This is a genomic window from Geomonas terrae (assembly GCF_004791675.1).
GTDB classification, from domain to species: Bacteria; Desulfobacterota; Desulfuromonadia; order Geobacterales; family Geobacteraceae; genus Geomonas; species Geomonas edaphica.
On the sequence record NZ_SRSC01000006.1, the window covers coordinates 20,949 to 35,304 of the forward strand.

13 protein-coding genes are annotated in these 14,356 nt (G+C 61.2%); 3 read left to right on the plus strand and 10 right to left on the minus strand.

Features of this window, described 5'->3' with window-relative positions; genetic code table 11:
• Positions 1 to 10: 10 nt before the first annotated feature.
• The 9 genes from E4633_RS19505 to leuB form a co-directional block, all read right to left on the minus strand.
• Positions 11 to 313, minus strand: coding sequence for a YciI-like protein (locus E4633_RS19505; RefSeq protein ID WP_135872892.1), 303 nt, complete (start codon positions 311 to 313; stop codon positions 11 to 13).
• Between the two features lie 2 nt (positions 314 to 315).
• Positions 316 to 2,151: a YgiQ family radical SAM protein gene (locus E4633_RS19510; RefSeq protein WP_135872893.1), complete on the minus strand. Its 1,836-nt coding sequence runs from the start codon at positions 2,149 to 2,151 to the stop codon at positions 316 to 318.
• Positions 2,152 to 2,209: 58 nt separating this feature from the next.
• The gene (argC, locus tag E4633_RS19515; protein ID WP_135872898.1) at positions 2,210 to 3,250 is read right to left on the minus strand and encodes an N-acetyl-gamma-glutamyl-phosphate reductase; all 1,041 of its coding nucleotides are present in this window, start codon (positions 3,248 to 3,250) and stop codon (positions 2,210 to 2,212) included.
• A gap of 164 nt (positions 3,251 to 3,414) precedes the next feature.
• A complete protein-coding gene (gene rpsI, locus E4633_RS19520; RefSeq protein ID WP_129128356.1) occupies positions 3,415 to 3,804 on the minus strand; it encodes a 30S ribosomal protein S9 in 390 nt (129 codons plus the stop codon).
• Positions 3,805 to 3,826: 22 nt separating this feature from the next.
• Entirely contained in the window at positions 3,827 to 4,255 is a 429-nt protein-coding gene (rplM, locus tag E4633_RS19525; protein ID WP_135872901.1) for a 50S ribosomal protein L13, read from the minus strand.
• A gap of 124 nt (positions 4,256 to 4,379) precedes the next feature.
• Positions 4,380 to 5,132: a tRNA pseudouridine(38-40) synthase TruA gene (truA, locus tag E4633_RS19530; protein ID WP_135872903.1), complete on the minus strand. Its 753-nt coding sequence runs from the start codon at positions 5,130 to 5,132 to the stop codon at positions 4,380 to 4,382.
• 52 nt (positions 5,133 to 5,184) lie between these two features.
• Positions 5,185 to 6,204, minus strand: coding sequence for an aspartate-semialdehyde dehydrogenase (locus E4633_RS19535; RefSeq protein WP_135872905.1), 1,020 nt, complete (start codon positions 6,202 to 6,204; stop codon positions 5,185 to 5,187).
• Positions 6,205 to 6,329: 125 nt separating this feature from the next.
• Positions 6,330 to 7,427, minus strand: a complete 1,098-nt coding sequence (gene asd / locus E4633_RS19540; RefSeq protein ID WP_135872907.1) for an aspartate-semialdehyde dehydrogenase — start codon at positions 7,425 to 7,427, stop codon at positions 6,330 to 6,332.
• Positions 7,428 to 7,492: 65 nt separating this feature from the next.
• Positions 7,493 to 8,581 carry a 3-isopropylmalate dehydrogenase gene (leuB, locus tag E4633_RS19545; protein ID WP_135872910.1) on the minus strand — a complete coding sequence of 363 codons (1,089 nt, stop codon included), beginning with the start codon at positions 8,579 to 8,581 and terminating at the stop codon, positions 7,493 to 7,495.
• A 421-nt stretch (positions 8,582 to 9,002) separates the two neighbouring features.
• Between leuB and E4633_RS19550 the strand changes: the two genes are divergently transcribed.
• The 3 genes from E4633_RS19550 to E4633_RS19560 all read left to right on the plus strand — a co-directional run bounded on the left by E4633_RS19550 (position 9,003) and on the right by E4633_RS19560 (position 13,734).
• Positions 9,003 to 10,259, plus strand: a complete 1,257-nt coding sequence (locus tag E4633_RS19550; protein ID WP_135872911.1) for a ChaN family lipoprotein — start codon at positions 9,003 to 9,005, stop codon at positions 10,257 to 10,259.
• 39 nt (positions 10,260 to 10,298) lie between these two features.
• The gene (glgC, locus tag E4633_RS19555; RefSeq protein ID WP_135872914.1) at positions 10,299 to 11,534 is read left to right on the plus strand and encodes a glucose-1-phosphate adenylyltransferase; all 1,236 of its coding nucleotides are present in this window, start codon (positions 10,299 to 10,301) and stop codon (positions 11,532 to 11,534) included.
• A gap of 61 nt (positions 11,535 to 11,595) precedes the next feature.
• Positions 11,596 to 13,734: a hybrid sensor histidine kinase/response regulator gene (locus tag E4633_RS19560; protein WP_135872917.1), complete on the plus strand. Its 2,139-nt coding sequence runs from the start codon at positions 11,596 to 11,598 to the stop codon at positions 13,732 to 13,734.
• 22 nt (positions 13,735 to 13,756) lie between these two features.
• On the opposite strand, the gene msrA is transcribed toward E4633_RS19560, so the two are convergent.
• Positions 13,757 to 14,299, minus strand: coding sequence for a peptide-methionine (S)-S-oxide reductase MsrA (gene msrA, locus E4633_RS19565; protein ID WP_135872918.1), 543 nt, complete (start codon positions 14,297 to 14,299; stop codon positions 13,757 to 13,759).
• Positions 14,300 to 14,356: the final 57 nt, after the last annotated feature.

Sequence of the window (14,356 nt, forward strand, 5' to 3'; positions counted from 1 at the left end):
AGTAAACCGGTCAGGAAGGATGCACCGGAGCGTGGGCCTGCGGGCCGGCCACGGTATGCCAGCCGCGGACGGTCCACTTCCGCACCAGCCCGTTCAGTACGTAAGGATCGGCCTTGGCGAAAGCGGCAGGAACGTCGGGCGAATCGGCGGCGAAAAGGAGAACGGCACCGTCGGCCGGATCGGTGAGGGCACCGCCGAGGAGCAACTCGCCACGCGCCGCCGCTTCCCATGCAAGAGCAAGGTGCTCATCGCGGAACTCGCCGCGGCGCTCCAGGTAATCGGGTGCCACTTCGTACAGCAACAGATAATGCATTTCTACCTCCTGTTGTTGCCGCCGAACAATTCGGCAGCGGCGTCCTCGCGGCCGCATTCCCTAAGCGCCGCCAGGCAGTTCTTCCGTTCTTCCGGCACGTGGTACAGAAGCAGGGCCTTCTGCAGCCCCTTCTCCCTGTCCGATCGCGCAACGTACACCTTCTCACCGGTGAAGGGATCGATCCCGGTGTGATAGATGCAAGTGGAGAGCGTTCCGGGCGTCGGGGTGAAGTCCTGGACCTGCTCGACACGCATTCCCCATCTTTTCAGCATGAGCGCCAGATCGACCATGTCGGACAAAGTGCATCCGGGATGCCCGGAGATGAAGTAGGGGACTATGTACTGTCTTTTCCCGGCTTTGGCGCTCTCCTTCTGGAAGGCATCCCTGAAGCGTTCAAAGCAGTCGTGCCCCGGCTTGCGCATCACCGAGGTGACCCGGTCGGTGAGGTGCTCCGGCGCCACCTTCAAAAGTCCGCTCACGTGCTGCGAGACCAGTTCGCGCAGGTAGCGCGGTTGGCGCTCCATCAGGTCGTAGCGGACCCCGGAGGAAACGGCGACGTGCTTGACGCCTGAGACGCGGCGAGCTTTGGCGAGAAGCCTCGAACTGGCGGCGTCATCGGTGACGAGGTTCTTGCAGATCTTCGGAAAGAGGCAGCTGTCCCGGCGGCACTTGTCCCCCGCCTCCTTGTCGCCGCAGGAAAGGCCGAACATGTTGGCGGTTGGTCCCCCGAGATCGCTCACACTGCCCCGGAACCAGGGAAGCGACGCGAGTTGCTCCAGTTCGTTCAGGACACCTTGCTCGCTTCTCGATTGTATGGTCTTTCCCTGGTGATGCGTGATGGCGCAGAAGGCGCACCCGCCGAAGCAGCCGCGGTGCGTCGTGATGGAATTGCGGATCTGTTCGTAGGCGGGAATCGCCTCTTTGTAACTCGGGTGCGGCGCCTTCACGAAGGGAAGCGCGTATATCGCATCGAGATCGGCACCGGAAAGCGGCCAGGCCGGCGGGTTGCAAACCAGGTAGCGCGTGGCGTGCTGCTGGATCACGACTTTGGCGCAGCCGGGGTTCTGCTCGCGCGAAAGCAGACGGAAGGATTCACCGTAAGCCGCCTTGTCCGCGGTCACCTTCTCATACGAGGGCAACTCAACCACCTCGCCGGCCGTCTCAGGAATCGCGGACGCGGCGCATGCGGTACCGCGGATGTCGCGGATCGAGGCGAAGGGCTCACCTTTTTGCAGCCGCTCGACGAGCTCGAGAAGCGGGTTTTCCCCCATCCCATAAATCAGGAGATCGGCCTTCGCGTCGAAGAGTGCGGAGCGGCGCACCTTGTCTTCCCAAAAGTCATAGTGGGCGAAGCGCCTTAGACTCGCCTCGATCCCTCCGATCACCACGGGGGTGTCGCGGTAGGCCTCTTTGAGCCTCGAGGTGTAGATGATGGTGGCTCGATTCGGGCGGGCGCCGTGCCGGTTGCCGGGGGTGTAGGCGTCGTCGCGGCGCAGCTTTCTTGCCGGGGTGTAGTGCGCAACCATGGAGTCCATGGCACCGGCCGCCACCGCGAAAAAAAGGCGCGGGCGCCCAAGGGCCATGAAGGGCTCCTTGCTGCGCCAGTCCGGCTGCGGGATGATGCCGACCCGCAGGCCCCTGGCTTCCAACAGGCGTGCGAGAAGCGGCACACCGAACGAAGGGTGGTCCACGTAGGCGTCGCCTGAGACGAAGATGACGTCGAGCTCGTTCCAACCGCGAGCTCTTGCTTCGGCGGAGGTGATGGGAAGAAACTGCGCGGGAGACTTTTTGGAAGGGTGCTGCGGTGACTGCTTCTTTGCGGGTCGTGCCTGTTTCATAAAAACCTTGTGACGTCATCCCCTCTCCGAGCAGGAGAGGGGATGTCTGAGCGTCCCGTTACGGGAAGATCCCGAGGAAATCGAGGCCGAGGGTCTCGGGGAGACCGCACATCAGGTTCATGTTCTGCACCGCCTGACCGGAAGCCCCCTTCACCAGGTTGTCGATCGCCGAAACCACGATGATCCTGCCGGTCCTGTCATCCACGACGACACCGATGTCGCAGAAGTTGGAACCTCTCACGTGCGCCGTGGACGGGAGGACACCCTCCGGGAGCACCCGCACGAACGGCTCACCCTCGTAGAAGGTCTCGTACAGCGTGATGAGTTCGGAGGCGCTCACCTTGCCGGTCGGCACGCTGTAGATGGTGGAGAGGATGCCGCGGTCCATCGGGACCAGGTGTGGCGTGAAGGATATGGCGAGCGGGCTCCCGGCGAGAAGGGAAAGCTCCTGCTCGATCTCCGGTATGTGACGGTGCACACCGCCGACGGCGTAGGCCTTGAAACCCTCGTTCACCTCGCAGTAGAGGTTGTCGACCTTGGCGCCGCGCCCCGCACCCGAGGTGCCGGATTTGGCGTCGACGATGATGCTCTTCGGATCGATCACCTTTCCCTTCAGAAGCGGCGCGAGCCCGAGGATAACGCTCGTCGGATAGCAGCCGGGGTTCGCGATGAGGGATGCCTCCTTGATCTTGTCACGGCGCAGCTCGGGGATGCCGTACACCGCCTGGGGGAGGAGCTCGGGGGTGAGGTGCTTTTCGTACCACTTCCCGTAGACGTCGGCGTCGTGCAGGCGGTAATCGGCGGAGAGGTCGACGACGTCCTTGCCCATCTTGAGGAAGGTGGGTACCACCGCCATGGCAGCCTTGTGCGGGAGCGCGGTGAAAACCACGTCAACCTGCTCGGCGATCCCTGCGGGCTCCAGGGGCTCGAGGATGAGATCGCACCTGCCGCGCAGGGTCGGGAACACGTCGCTCACCGGGCGCCCGGCGCTCTGTTCGGAAGTAACACAGGTAACGGCCACCTCGGGGTGGGCGTGCAGAATACGGATCAGTTCGACGCCGGTGTAACCGCTGGCACCGACTATGGCAACCTTGATCATAAAGGCCTCCCTTGCTCACAACGGAAAGAAATAGAAGTTGGATGTTAGCACAGCTGTGGCACAGTTGACACGCACAAACCTTGAAGCAGTTTTGAAACAGCAAAAGGAGGAACCCTGACGGATTCCTCCTTTGCAATGAGACAGCAATTGTTCCCAGCGAAGAATTAACGCTTGGAGAACTGGAAGCTTGCGCGAGCAGCCTTCTTGCCGTACTTCTTTCTTTCCTTGATGCGCGAGTCGCGGGTAATGAACCCGGCCTTCTTCAGGGTACCGCGCAGGTCGGCATCGGCCTCGATGAGAGCCTTGGTGATGCCGTGCTTGATGGCGCCGGCCTGGCCGGAGTCACCACCGCCCTTCACGGTGCAGAAGATGTCGAACTTGCCGACGTTCTCGGTCAGCTCAAGGGGCTGCATGACGACCATCTTGGAGGTCTCGCGGCCGAAGTAGCTGTCAAGAGTCTTGGTATTTACAATGATCTCGCCGTTGCCGGGCTTGAGCCAAACCCTGGCGATGGAAGACTTCCTTTTCCCAGTTGCGTAAAAACTCACTGCCATTTTCTATCTCCTGATGAACGAATTAAATGTTCAGATTCTTAGGATTCTGAGCAGCATGCGGATGAGCGCCGCCACTGTAGATCTTCAGCTTCTTGAGCATGTGACGGGCGAGCTTGTTTTTCGGAAGCATGCCCTTCACTGCTTTCTTGATCAGCTCTTCCGGCTTCTTGTCGATGAGCTTGCCGGCAGTGATCTCTTTCAGGCCACCCGGGAAGGAGGAGTGGCTGTAGTAGGTCTTGTCGGAAAACTTCTTGCCGGTCAGGGCGATCTTCTCTGCGTTCACGACGATGACAAAGTCGCCGGTGTCCACACTCGGGGTAAAGGTCGGCTTGTTCTTGCCGCGCAGCACGTTGGCGATTTCAGTCGCGACACGGCCGAGCACCTTACTATCCACATCAACCAGGTACCAATCCCTGGTCACTTCTTCTTTTTTGGCGACTTGCGTCTTCATCGAAAACCTCACAGCTATCTGGAATTAGCACATTAACTTACAGAAGATTGAGAATTTAATCGAATCGCCCGCCCATGTCAAGACAAAAAACCGGGCAGGAGATTAAAGGACTGTTAAAAGCCTGTCATTCACCGTCCTGTTGGGGGTAAAAAACCTGCATAAGACAGAGCCCCTGGGGCGGAACCGTCATCCCTGCCTTTTGACGATCTCCCCCATTGAGAAGCCGCGTCACGTCCGCCACGGAGAGTCTTCCCTGCCCGACATCTATGAGCGTACCGGTGATGATGCGGACCATGTTTTTGAGAAAGCCGCTGCCGTTGATGTCCAGGTGAAGCAGGCGCCCATCCTGCACAAGCTCCATGCTGTAGATGCGGCGCACCGTGGTCTTAGCGGCGCAGTTCGAGCCCCGGAAGGCGGCGAAGTCGTGCTCGCCCACGAAGACCTTGCACGCCGCACGCATCGCCTCGATGTCGAGTTTTCCCTTCACGCGCCAGGCGGTGTGGCGGGCAAGCGGCGAACGGAGGTCGTCCAGGAGCATGGTGTAGCGGTAGTGCTTCGCCTGCGCATCGAAGCGCGGGTGGAAGTCGAGCGGCACCTCGGCGGCGGCGCGTACCGCGATGTCGCTCGGGAGGATCGTGTTCAGCCCCTCACGGAAGGCGCGCAGCGGTATGGTGCGTTCGGTCTTGAAGCAGGCGACCATGCCGCGGGCGTGCACGCCGGCGTCGGTGCGGCCGGAGGCGTGCAGGAGGGTTCGCTCGCCGAGCATCTGCGCGAGCGCCTTCTCCACGACCTCCTGGATGGTGAGCGCGTTGGGCTGCACCTGCCAGCCGGCATAGGCGGTGCCGTCGTATTCTATTATCAGCTTGATGTTGCGCATAGTGTTCCGGGGTTCAGCGGTCGGACCAGTCGGACCAGTCTGACTTCAAAGGCTACTTCAGATAGTCCTCGATCATCAGCTCGGCGATTTGCACGGCGTTGGTGGCGGCACCTTTTCTCAGGTTGTCGGCAACGACCCAGAGGTTCAGGCCGTTCTTGATGGTAGCGTCCTCGCGGATGCGGCCTACCAGGGTGAGGTCCTCCCCGGCCACGTCCATCGCCATCGGGTACTCGCCGTTGCCCGGGTTGTCCACCAGCTCCACGCCGGGCGCATCCTCCAGAAGCTCGCGCGCCTTGGCGACGGTGATCTTCTTCTCCGTCTCGATGTTCACCGACTCGGAATGCCCGTAGAAAACCGGCACCCTGACGCAGGTGGCGGTGGTGGCGATGTCCGCCTCCATGATCTTCCGGGTCTCGTTCACCATCTTCATCTCTTCCTTCGTGTAACCGTTGTCACAGAAGGAATCGATCTGCGGCAGACAGTTGAAGGCGATGCGGTGCGGGTAGATCTCGACCTTCGGGGGACGGCCGTTCAGCAGTTCGCCGGTCTGGACGCGCAGCTCGTCGATCGCCTTGTTCCCGGTCCCGGAAACGGCCTGGTAGGTGGAGACGACGATCCTCTTGATGGTGCCGAAGTCGTGCAACGGCTTCAATGCCACCACCATCTGGATGGTGGAGCAGTTCGGGTTCGCGATGATCCCCTTTTTCTTGTAGCCGGCGATGGCGTGCGGGTTCACCTCGGGCACCACGAGCGGCACGTCGGGGTTCATGCGCCAAGCGCTGGAATTATCGATGCAGACGGCGCCGGCCTTCACGGCGGAGGGGCAAAACTCCTCGGAGCGGGCCCCGCCCGCCGAGAAGAGGGCGATGTCGATCCCATCGAAGGAATCGTGGGTCAGTTCCTCAACGGTCACCGGCTTGCCGTCATATTCGAGCACCTGTCCGGCACTTCTCGAGCTCGCCAGGAACTTGACCTTCCCTACCGGGAAGTTCCTCTCCACGAGACACTCGATCATCTGGGTTCCCACAGCGCCGGTCGCGCCCACCACTGCTACGTTCCACGTTTTCTTCATACTTGTTACATCTCCTCAAGACAAAAACGGGAGCGCGCCACCCAAAAAGAAAGGGGCGACGCGCTCCGTTGTAGTTCGACCAGTCGGACAATCGTCAATTGTCCATCGTCAATTGTCCGCTGTTCCTAGCGCTCCTTCAGGATCTGCAGCATGCGGCGCAGCGGCTCGGCGGCACCCCACAGGAGCTGATCGCCACAGGTGAAGGCGGAGAGGTACTGCGGCCCCATCTTCATCTTGCGCACGCGGCCCACCGGTACGGTGAGCGAGCCGGAAACGGCTGCCGGGGTAAGCCCCGCCAGGGAGTCGGCCTTGTTGTTGGGGATGAACTTCACCCACTGGTTGTCATTCTTGATCATGTCCTCGATCTCACCGATCGGGATGTCCTTGGTGAGCTTCATGGTGATCGCCTGGCTGTGGCAGCGCATGGCCCCCACGCGGACGCAGAGGCCGTCCACCGGGATCGGGTTCGTCGCACCGAGGATCTTGTTGGTCTCTGCGTATCCCTTCCACTCCTCGCGGCTCTGGCCGTCTTCGACCTCGCGGTCGATCCACGGGAGCACGCTGCCGGCCAGCGGGAAGCCGAATTCCTTGGTCGGCATCTCGGCGCTTCTCAAGGTGGCGGTAACCTTCCTGTCGATTTCGAGGATCGCGGAGCCCGGGGTGGCGAGCTGATCGGCAACGGCGCCGTGCAGCACGCCCATCTGGGAGAGGAGCTCGCGCATGTTCGGAGCGCCGGCGCCGGAGGCCGCCTGGTAGGTCATCGAGGAGAGCCACTCCACAACGCCCGCCTTGAAGAGGCCACCCAGGCCCATGAGCATGAGGCTCACGGTGCAGTTGCCGCCGATGTAGTCCTTGACCCCTTTGGAAAGCGCCGCGTCGATGACGTTGCGGTTGATTGGATCGAGGATGATGACCGCGTCGTCCTCCATGCGCAGGGTGCTTGCCGCGTCGATCCAGTAACCGTTCCAGCCGGCCTTCTTCAGCTCGGGACGGACCGCCTTGGTGTAGTCACCCCCCTGGCAGGTGATGATCACGTCCAGTTTCTTCAGCTCGTTGATGTCCGAGGCGTCCTTGAGCGTCCCCGCGTTCATGGGGGCTGCCTGACCTACCTGCGAAGTTGTGAAGAATACCGGCTCGATTCCAGCAAAATCGTTCTCTTCCTGCATGCGCTGCATGAGAACGGAGCCAACCATGCCACGCCAACCGACCATACCGACTTTCATAGGCGATCTTCCTTTCTGTTGAATTGTTTTATAGACACCGGCAGGCGTACCTGCCTCCATTGTGATTAAAGGTTCGCGATGATGGCGTCGCCGATCTCCTTCGTATTGACCAGCTTCTCGCCCGCCTTCTCCTGGTAGATGTCGCGGGTGCGGTACCCTTCGTCGAGCACGCGGGCGACGGCGTTGTCAATGGCGTCGGCCGCCTCGACCATGCCGAAGGAGTAACGCAGCATCATCCCCGCGGAAAGGATCTGGGCGATCGGGTTCGCGATTCCCTGGCCGGCAATGTCCGGGGCGCTGCCGCCGGAGGGCTCGTACATGCCGAAGGTCCCTTCGGCAAGCGAGGCGGAGGGGAGCATCCCGAGCGAGCCGGTGAGCATGGCAGCCTCGTCGGAGAGGATGTCGCCGAACATGTTCTCGCAGAGGATGACGTCAAATTGCTTCGGCCACCTTACCAGCTGCATGGCGGCGTTGTCCACATACATGTGGGAGAGCTCGACGTCCGGGTATTCCTTGGCGATGTTGATCACGATCTCGCGCCAGAGCACCGAGGTGGAAAGGACGTTCGCCTTGTCGATGGAGCAGACCTTCTTGCCGCGCTTTCTCGCTGCCTGGAAGGCGACGTGAGCGATGCGCTCGATCTCCGGCACGCTGTAGCGCATGGTGTCGACGCCGACGCGCTCGCGCCCTTCCCCGTCGATCCCCTTGGGCTGGGAGAAGTAGATGCCGCCGGTCAATTCGCGGATCACCAGGATATCGAAGCCGCCTGCGATCACCTCTTCCTTAAGGGAGGAGGCGCTCGTGAGCGACGGGAAGATGATGGCGGGACGCAGGTTCGCGTAGAGTCCGAAGATCTTTCTGAGCGGCAAAAGGGCGCCACGCTCCGGCTGCTCGTCCGGCGGCAGGGTTTCCCACTTGGGCCCGCCCACGGAACCAAAGAGAATGGCGTCGGAAGCCTTGCATATATTTACGGTGGTCTCAGGAAGGGCGCGCCCCTCGAGATCGATGCCTGCGCCGCCCACGTTGGCGTGCGTCCGCTCGAATTTCACGTCGTAGCGTTTTTCGATCGCATCGAGTACCTTCAGTGCCTCTGCCATTACCTCCGGACCGATGCCGTCACCCGGCAGTACCGCTACCTTAAAAAGCTGTCCCATTGCACAACCTCCGATATGTATTAAATAGGCGATTCTATTTGCGGGACTGTCATATTGTCAACATAAAAAAGGCCGTCAAACATACGTTTAGCGTCCCAAACCTTGACGAGAGTTAAAACGGCAACGCCTCATCCAGTCGACGCATGAAAAAGAACACTGCGACAACCGTTTTATTAGAGAACGGTAAAACATTCAGTTTATCTCAATGAAGTGTTGTGGTACATTCTCCGCACCGTTTCAGTAAAGCCGTACTTGCTATGCGGTGCAGCCTCACCCCCTCTTCGCCCCCTCTCATGACGAGGGGCTGCTGGACAAGTTCATTAGAGAAGGTATCATTACCTGCGCAACCGAACAGCCTTTTCCGGAGCCGTGACATCATGCCGGCAAAACCGAAACGACTACATCTGATTCAGGAGACGCAATGCCATTCGCAGCCCGCTTGGGGCGGCTCGCCGCCGTCCTCTCCCTTCTTGCCATGACCGCCTGTTCCACGACCTCCGCCGGAAGCCACGTGCTCGGCAACCCTGAGAACCCATACCCGCTCTCCGCCCCTCCAAAGGTCGGCGACATCATCCATCTCCCGACCGGGATACTGGTGACACCGCAGCAGATGAACGCCGTGGTGACCGACGCCCGGGTCGTCTATGTCGGGGAGACCCACGACAACCCGGCGGCGCACCGCCTGGAGCTGGACGTCCTGAAGGCGATGGAGGAGCGCAAACCGGGGAAGGTCGCGCTCGGGATGGAGATGTTCACGCGCTCCCAGCAACCGGTGCTGGACCGCTGGGTGGCGGGTGAATTGGACGAGAAGTCCTTCATCAAGCAGTCGCGCTGGTTCGACACCTGGAGGATGGACTTCGGCTACTACCGCGATCTGCTCCTTTTCTGCAGAGACAAGCACATCCCGGTGATCGCCCTGAACGCCGAGAAGGAAATCGTGCAGGCGGTGCGCAGCGGCGATCTTTCCGCACTCACCGCCGAGCAGAAGGCCCAGCTTCCGGAGATGGACCTCACCGACCGGTACCAGCACGCCCAGACCGAAAGCATCTTCGCCGACCACAGCCACGGCAAGATGGCCGTCGAGGGGTTCCTGCGGGTCCAGACCCTGTGGGACGAGACCATGGCCGAGACGGCGGCGCGCTACCTTGCGAGCCCCGCCGGCAAGGAGCGCAGCCTCGTCATCATCGCGGGAGGAAACCACATAGGCTACGGCTTCGGCATCCCGCGCCGGGTGTTTCGCCGCGTCCCCACCTCCTACGTCACCATCGGCGGCCGTGAGGTGGTGGTTACCAGAAAGGAAGAGCCGGTGACCATGAACGTCGATCTGCCGGACTTTCCCGCGCCGCCGTACGACTTCCTGGTGCACTACGCCTACGAGGGGCTCCCGCAGCCCGAGGTCCAGCTAGGCGTCATGTTCGAGCCGACCGGCAAGGGCTCCGGTCTTACCGTGAAAATGGTCCTCCCGGATTCCAACGCCTCGCGCGCCGGGCTCCAGGAGGGAGACGTGATCCAGGAGATGGACGGAGAGCCGCTGAAGGAATCGTTCGATCTCGTGTGGGCCATCAAGCAGAAGCACCCGGGGGACAAATCCAAACTGAAGGTTGAACGCAAGGGGGAGACGCTCTCCCTAGATGTACTCTACAAGGAAGGCAAACAGCATCAGCACGGCAAGCCGTGACCCGGCATGTAATCGCAAAAGCATCCAGGAGGATATGTCATGTACGCCATGAGTAATGTCGGGAACACCATCGCCATGGTGCTTGCCGGAGGCAAGGGGGAAAGGCTGAGCCCCCTCACCATCAGAAGGGCCAAGCCGAGCGTCATGTTCGGCGGCAAATATAAGATCATCGACTTCGTGCTGAGCAACCTCTTCAACTCGGGGATCAAGAAGGTCTACATCCTGACCCAGTACCGCGCCTATTCGCTCAACAAGCACATTCGCGAATCGTGGGGCAAATGGACCGGCCTCGGGGAGTTTTTCGTGGCCATATCGCCCGAGACCAGCACGGAAAATGAGGAGTGGTTCAAGGGAACCGCCGACGCGATCCTGCAGTACCTGCGCTTCGTCGAATCCTCCGACGCCGACTACGTCGCCATCTTCGGCGGGGATCACATCTACAAGATGGACGTAAGCCAGATGATCGACTACCACCGCAGGAACCGGGCCGACCTCACCGTTGCGGCACTCGAGGTGCCGGTGCAGGAGGCTAGCCGGTTCGGCGTTTTCTCCGTGGACGAGGACTACAAGATCACCGACTTCAAGGAAAAGCCGAAAAAGCCCGAGAGCATTCCCGGCCGGGACACCTGCTTCGCTTCCATGGGGAACTACATCTTCTCCACCAAGAAGCTGATCGAGGTACTGCTGGAAGGGAAGAAGAGGCACGAGGATCTCGATTTCGGCAAGCACGTCATCCCGATGATGCTGGAAAACCGTGACAAAGTCTTCGCCTACAACTTCAACGACAACATCATCCCGGGGATGAAGGCGGAGGAGAAGGGGTACTGGAAGGACGTAGGGACCATCGAGTCTTATTACGAGGCGAACATGGACCTGATCCACGTCTCGCCGCAGCTGAACCTTTACAACTACAAGTGGCCGATCCTGACCAACCAGGGGAACCTGCCGCCCGCAAAGACCGTCTTCGACGAGGAAGGAAGGCGCGGCGTCAACATCGACTCCTACGTCTGCGCCGGGTGCATCACAAGCGGCGCCACGGTGACCCGCACCATACTGGGCCCGCGCTGCAAGGTGAACAGCTACAGCACCGTGGAGGATTCCATCCTCTTCGAGAACGTGACGGTGGGGCGACACGTGAAGATCAAGCGGGCCATCATCGACAAGAACGTCGTAATACCGGACGGGACGGAGATCGGCTACGATCACGAGAAGGACCAGGCCAAAGGGTATCGGGTGACTGAATCGGGGATAGTCGTCGTCTCGCTGGCTTCGTAGCAGTTAAACAACAGAGATAACCCCGGCCACCGCAGCCAGACGCCTTCCGGCGGGAGCACGCATGCGGCGAGCAATCAAGAAGAGCCAGCAACGCGAGATCCACGAGATCGTGGGGGTCTATGCCCTTTTCGGCAGCGCCTGGATCTACCTTTCCGGGTATGCCCTGATCTGGCTGGTCACCGACCGCCACATCGCCGACAAGATCGAGGTCTACAAGGGGCTACTCTTCATCCTGGTCACCTCGTTCCTGCTCTACCAGTTGATCGGGCGCTTCACCGGACGCCTTGCCGAATCGATGACACAACTGGAGCAGAGCGAGGCGCGCTTCCAGGCGATCTACCACAACGTCAACGACGCCCTCTTCATACATGACGCCGCGACCGGTGCCCTCGTCGACGTGAACCGGACCATGTGCGACATGTTCGGCTATACACAAGAGGAGGCCATAAACATCACGCTGCAGCAGCTGAGCCTCGGCGAGTCCCCCTACTCCGAGGAGGAGGCGCAGCGCCTGTTGAAGCTGGCGGCCCAGGGGACGGCGCAGACCTTCGAGTGGCGCAGCAGGAAAAAGGACGGCTCCCTGTTCTGGTCAGAGGTGAGCCTGCGCCGCGCCGAGATCGGCGGCATCGACCGGATCATCGTGCTGGTACGCGACATCACCGCGCGCAAAGAGATCGAGGAGGCGCTCAGACAGAACGAGGAGACCCTCAAGGTGCTCATGGAGGAGATGCCGGCGGGGGTCGCGTGGGCCAACGAGGCGGGCGTCATCGAGTACGTGAACGGTTACGTGAGCGACTGGCTCGGCTTCGTCTCCGCCGACCGCCCCACCCTTGAGGAGCTCATGCAGCGGGCCCTTCCAGATCCCTCCTACCGCGACGAGATCCTCGGGTCCTGGCGCGCCGGGATCGGCGAGACCCTGGAGAGCGGGGTCATCGCCCCCATCGAAGCGAAGATCACCTGCATCGACGGCACCTTGCGGCACGTCATCCTCAACACCCGCCTGGTTTACCACCGCATCCTTTTCACCTTCACCGACATCACCAAGTGGGAAGCGATGCAAAGCGAGATCCTGAAGGCCCAGAAGCTCGAGTCACTGGGGGTCCTGGCAGGCGGCATCGCACACGACTTCAACAACATCCTCACCGGGATCCTCGGCAACCTCTCCTTCGCGGAACTGATGCTTGAGGGAAACCACCCTGCCCTGGCTCCGGTCAAAAACGCCGAGAAGGCGTCGCAGCGCGCCGCCGAGCTCGCGCACCAGCTCCTCACTTTTTCCAAGGGGGGACAGCCGATCAAGAAGGTGGTATCGGTCGCGAAACTGGTGCAGGAATCTCTCTCCCTCGCGCTGCACGGCACCAAGGTGCAGACCAAAGTGGACCTTCCCGCCGACCTGCACGCCATCGAGGCGGACGAGGGGCAGATAAACCAGGCCTTAAGCAACGTGATCATCAACGCCTGCCAGGCCATGCCCGGAGGGGGCGTCCTTTCGGTGCAGGCGGAAAATATCCCGCTACCCGAAGAGAACCCCATGATGCTGCCGGCGGGGGAGTACGTGAAGGTATCCTTCACCGATGAGGGGTGCGGCATCCCTTACCAGGAGCAGAAGCAGATCTTCGATCCCTACTACAGCACGAAGCCAGGTGGGAGCGGTCTCGGGCTCGCCTCGGTCCACTCCATCGTCAGCAGGCACGGCGGCAAGGTGGAGGTCGATTCCGCACCGGGCGAGGGGACCACGCTCACCTTCTACCTCCCCTCGGCGGGGGAAGCCGCGCCGGAGCAGGAAGCGCAGGCGGAGCCCGCATCGCCTCGCGGCGGGAGCGGGGGAAGCGTACTGGTGATGGACGACGAAGAGCCGATAAGGACCCTGGCGCAGGAGATGCTGCAGTACCTCGGTTATCGCGTGACGACCTGCGGCACGGGCGAAGAAGCGGTGCGGCTCTATCGGGAAGCGTTCGAGGGGGGAGAGGTGTTCGCGGCGGCCATCATGGACCTGACCATACCTGCGGGGATGGGGGGAAAAGAGGCGGCGCAGCGGATTCTGGAACTCGACCCGAAAGCGAAATTGATCGTATCGAGCGGCTACTCGAACGACCCGGTCATGGCGAGTTACACCGAGTATGGCTTCTGCGCCGCGGTAGTGAAACCGTACCGCTGCAGTGACCTGCAGCAGACGCTTGAAAAGGTGGCCTGCCGCCGGTAGCGCACCGGGAGCGGTTACCCGCCTATCCCTTCTTTTCGCCCCACAATTCCTTCAGGCGCCAGTTGCGGCCGCATCCATCATGGTAGCGCTGGTAGTGGTACGGGTTCTTCTTGTAGTACTGCCGGTGGTACTCCTCGGCCGGGTAGAACTCCGACGCCGGACGTATCTCCGTCACCACCGACGCCCCCAAAAGGTTCATCCGCTGCGCCTCGTCGCGCGATTCCTCGGCTTCCCGGCGCTGTTCCTCGTTTAGGTAAAAGACCGCGGTCTGGTACTGGGAGCCGTAGTCGCAGAACTGCCTGTTTTTCGTGGTGGGGTCTATGTTGCGCCAGAAGACCAGCAGCAGTTCCCGGTAACTCACCAGCGAGGGGTCGAAGATGATCTCCACCGCCTCGAGGTGCCCCGTTTCACCCTCGCAGACCTGCTGGTAGCTGGGGTCGGGCAGAAAGCCGCCGCTGTAGCCGGGCATCACCGAGAGGACGCCGGGGATGCTGTCGAAGACCGGCTCCATGCACCAGAAGCAGCCGCCGGCAAAGATGGCGGTTTGGGTGAGGCTGTTGTTCATGGTTTCTCCTTTGGCGCCAACTGCACCGCGTCCGACTGGCCCGACTGGTCCAACTGG

Bases quoted from the DNA above. Each gene is read 5' to 3' on its own strand.
- E4633_RS19505 (WP_135872892.1), bottom strand. From the start codon at position 313: ATGCATTATCTGTTGCTGTACGAAGTGGCACCCGATTACCTGGAGCGC.
- E4633_RS19510 (WP_135872893.1), bottom strand. From the start codon at position 2,151: ATGAAACAGGCACGACCCGCAAAGAAGCAGTCACCGCAGCACCCTTCC.
- argC (WP_135872898.1), bottom strand. From the start codon at position 3,250: ATGATCAAGGTTGCCATAGTCGGTGCCAGCGGTTACACCGGCGTCGAA.
- rpsI (WP_129128356.1), bottom strand. From the start codon at position 3,804: ATGGCAGTGAGTTTTTACGCAACTGGGAAAAGGAAGTCTTCCATCGCC.
- rplM (WP_135872901.1), bottom strand. From the start codon at position 4,255: ATGAAGACGCAAGTCGCCAAAAAAGAAGAAGTGACCAGGGATTGGTAC.
- truA (WP_135872903.1), bottom strand. From the start codon at position 5,132: ATGCGCAACATCAAGCTGATAATAGAATACGACGGCACCGCCTATGCC.
- E4633_RS19535 (WP_135872905.1), bottom strand. From the start codon at position 6,204: ATGAAGAAAACGTGGAACGTAGCAGTGGTGGGCGCGACCGGCGCTGTG.
- asd (WP_135872907.1), bottom strand. From the start codon at position 7,427: ATGAAAGTCGGTATGGTCGGTTGGCGTGGCATGGTTGGCTCCGTTCTC.
- leuB (WP_135872910.1), bottom strand. From the start codon at position 8,581: ATGGGACAGCTTTTTAAGGTAGCGGTACTGCCGGGTGACGGCATCGGT.
- E4633_RS19550 (WP_135872911.1), top strand. From the start codon at position 9,003: ATGCCATTCGCAGCCCGCTTGGGGCGGCTCGCCGCCGTCCTCTCCCTT.
- glgC (WP_135872914.1), top strand. From the start codon at position 10,299: ATGTACGCCATGAGTAATGTCGGGAACACCATCGCCATGGTGCTTGCC.
- E4633_RS19560 (WP_135872917.1), top strand. From the start codon at position 11,596: ATGCGGCGAGCAATCAAGAAGAGCCAGCAACGCGAGATCCACGAGATC.
- msrA (WP_135872918.1), bottom strand. From the start codon at position 14,299: ATGAACAACAGCCTCACCCAAACCGCCATCTTTGCCGGCGGCTGCTTC.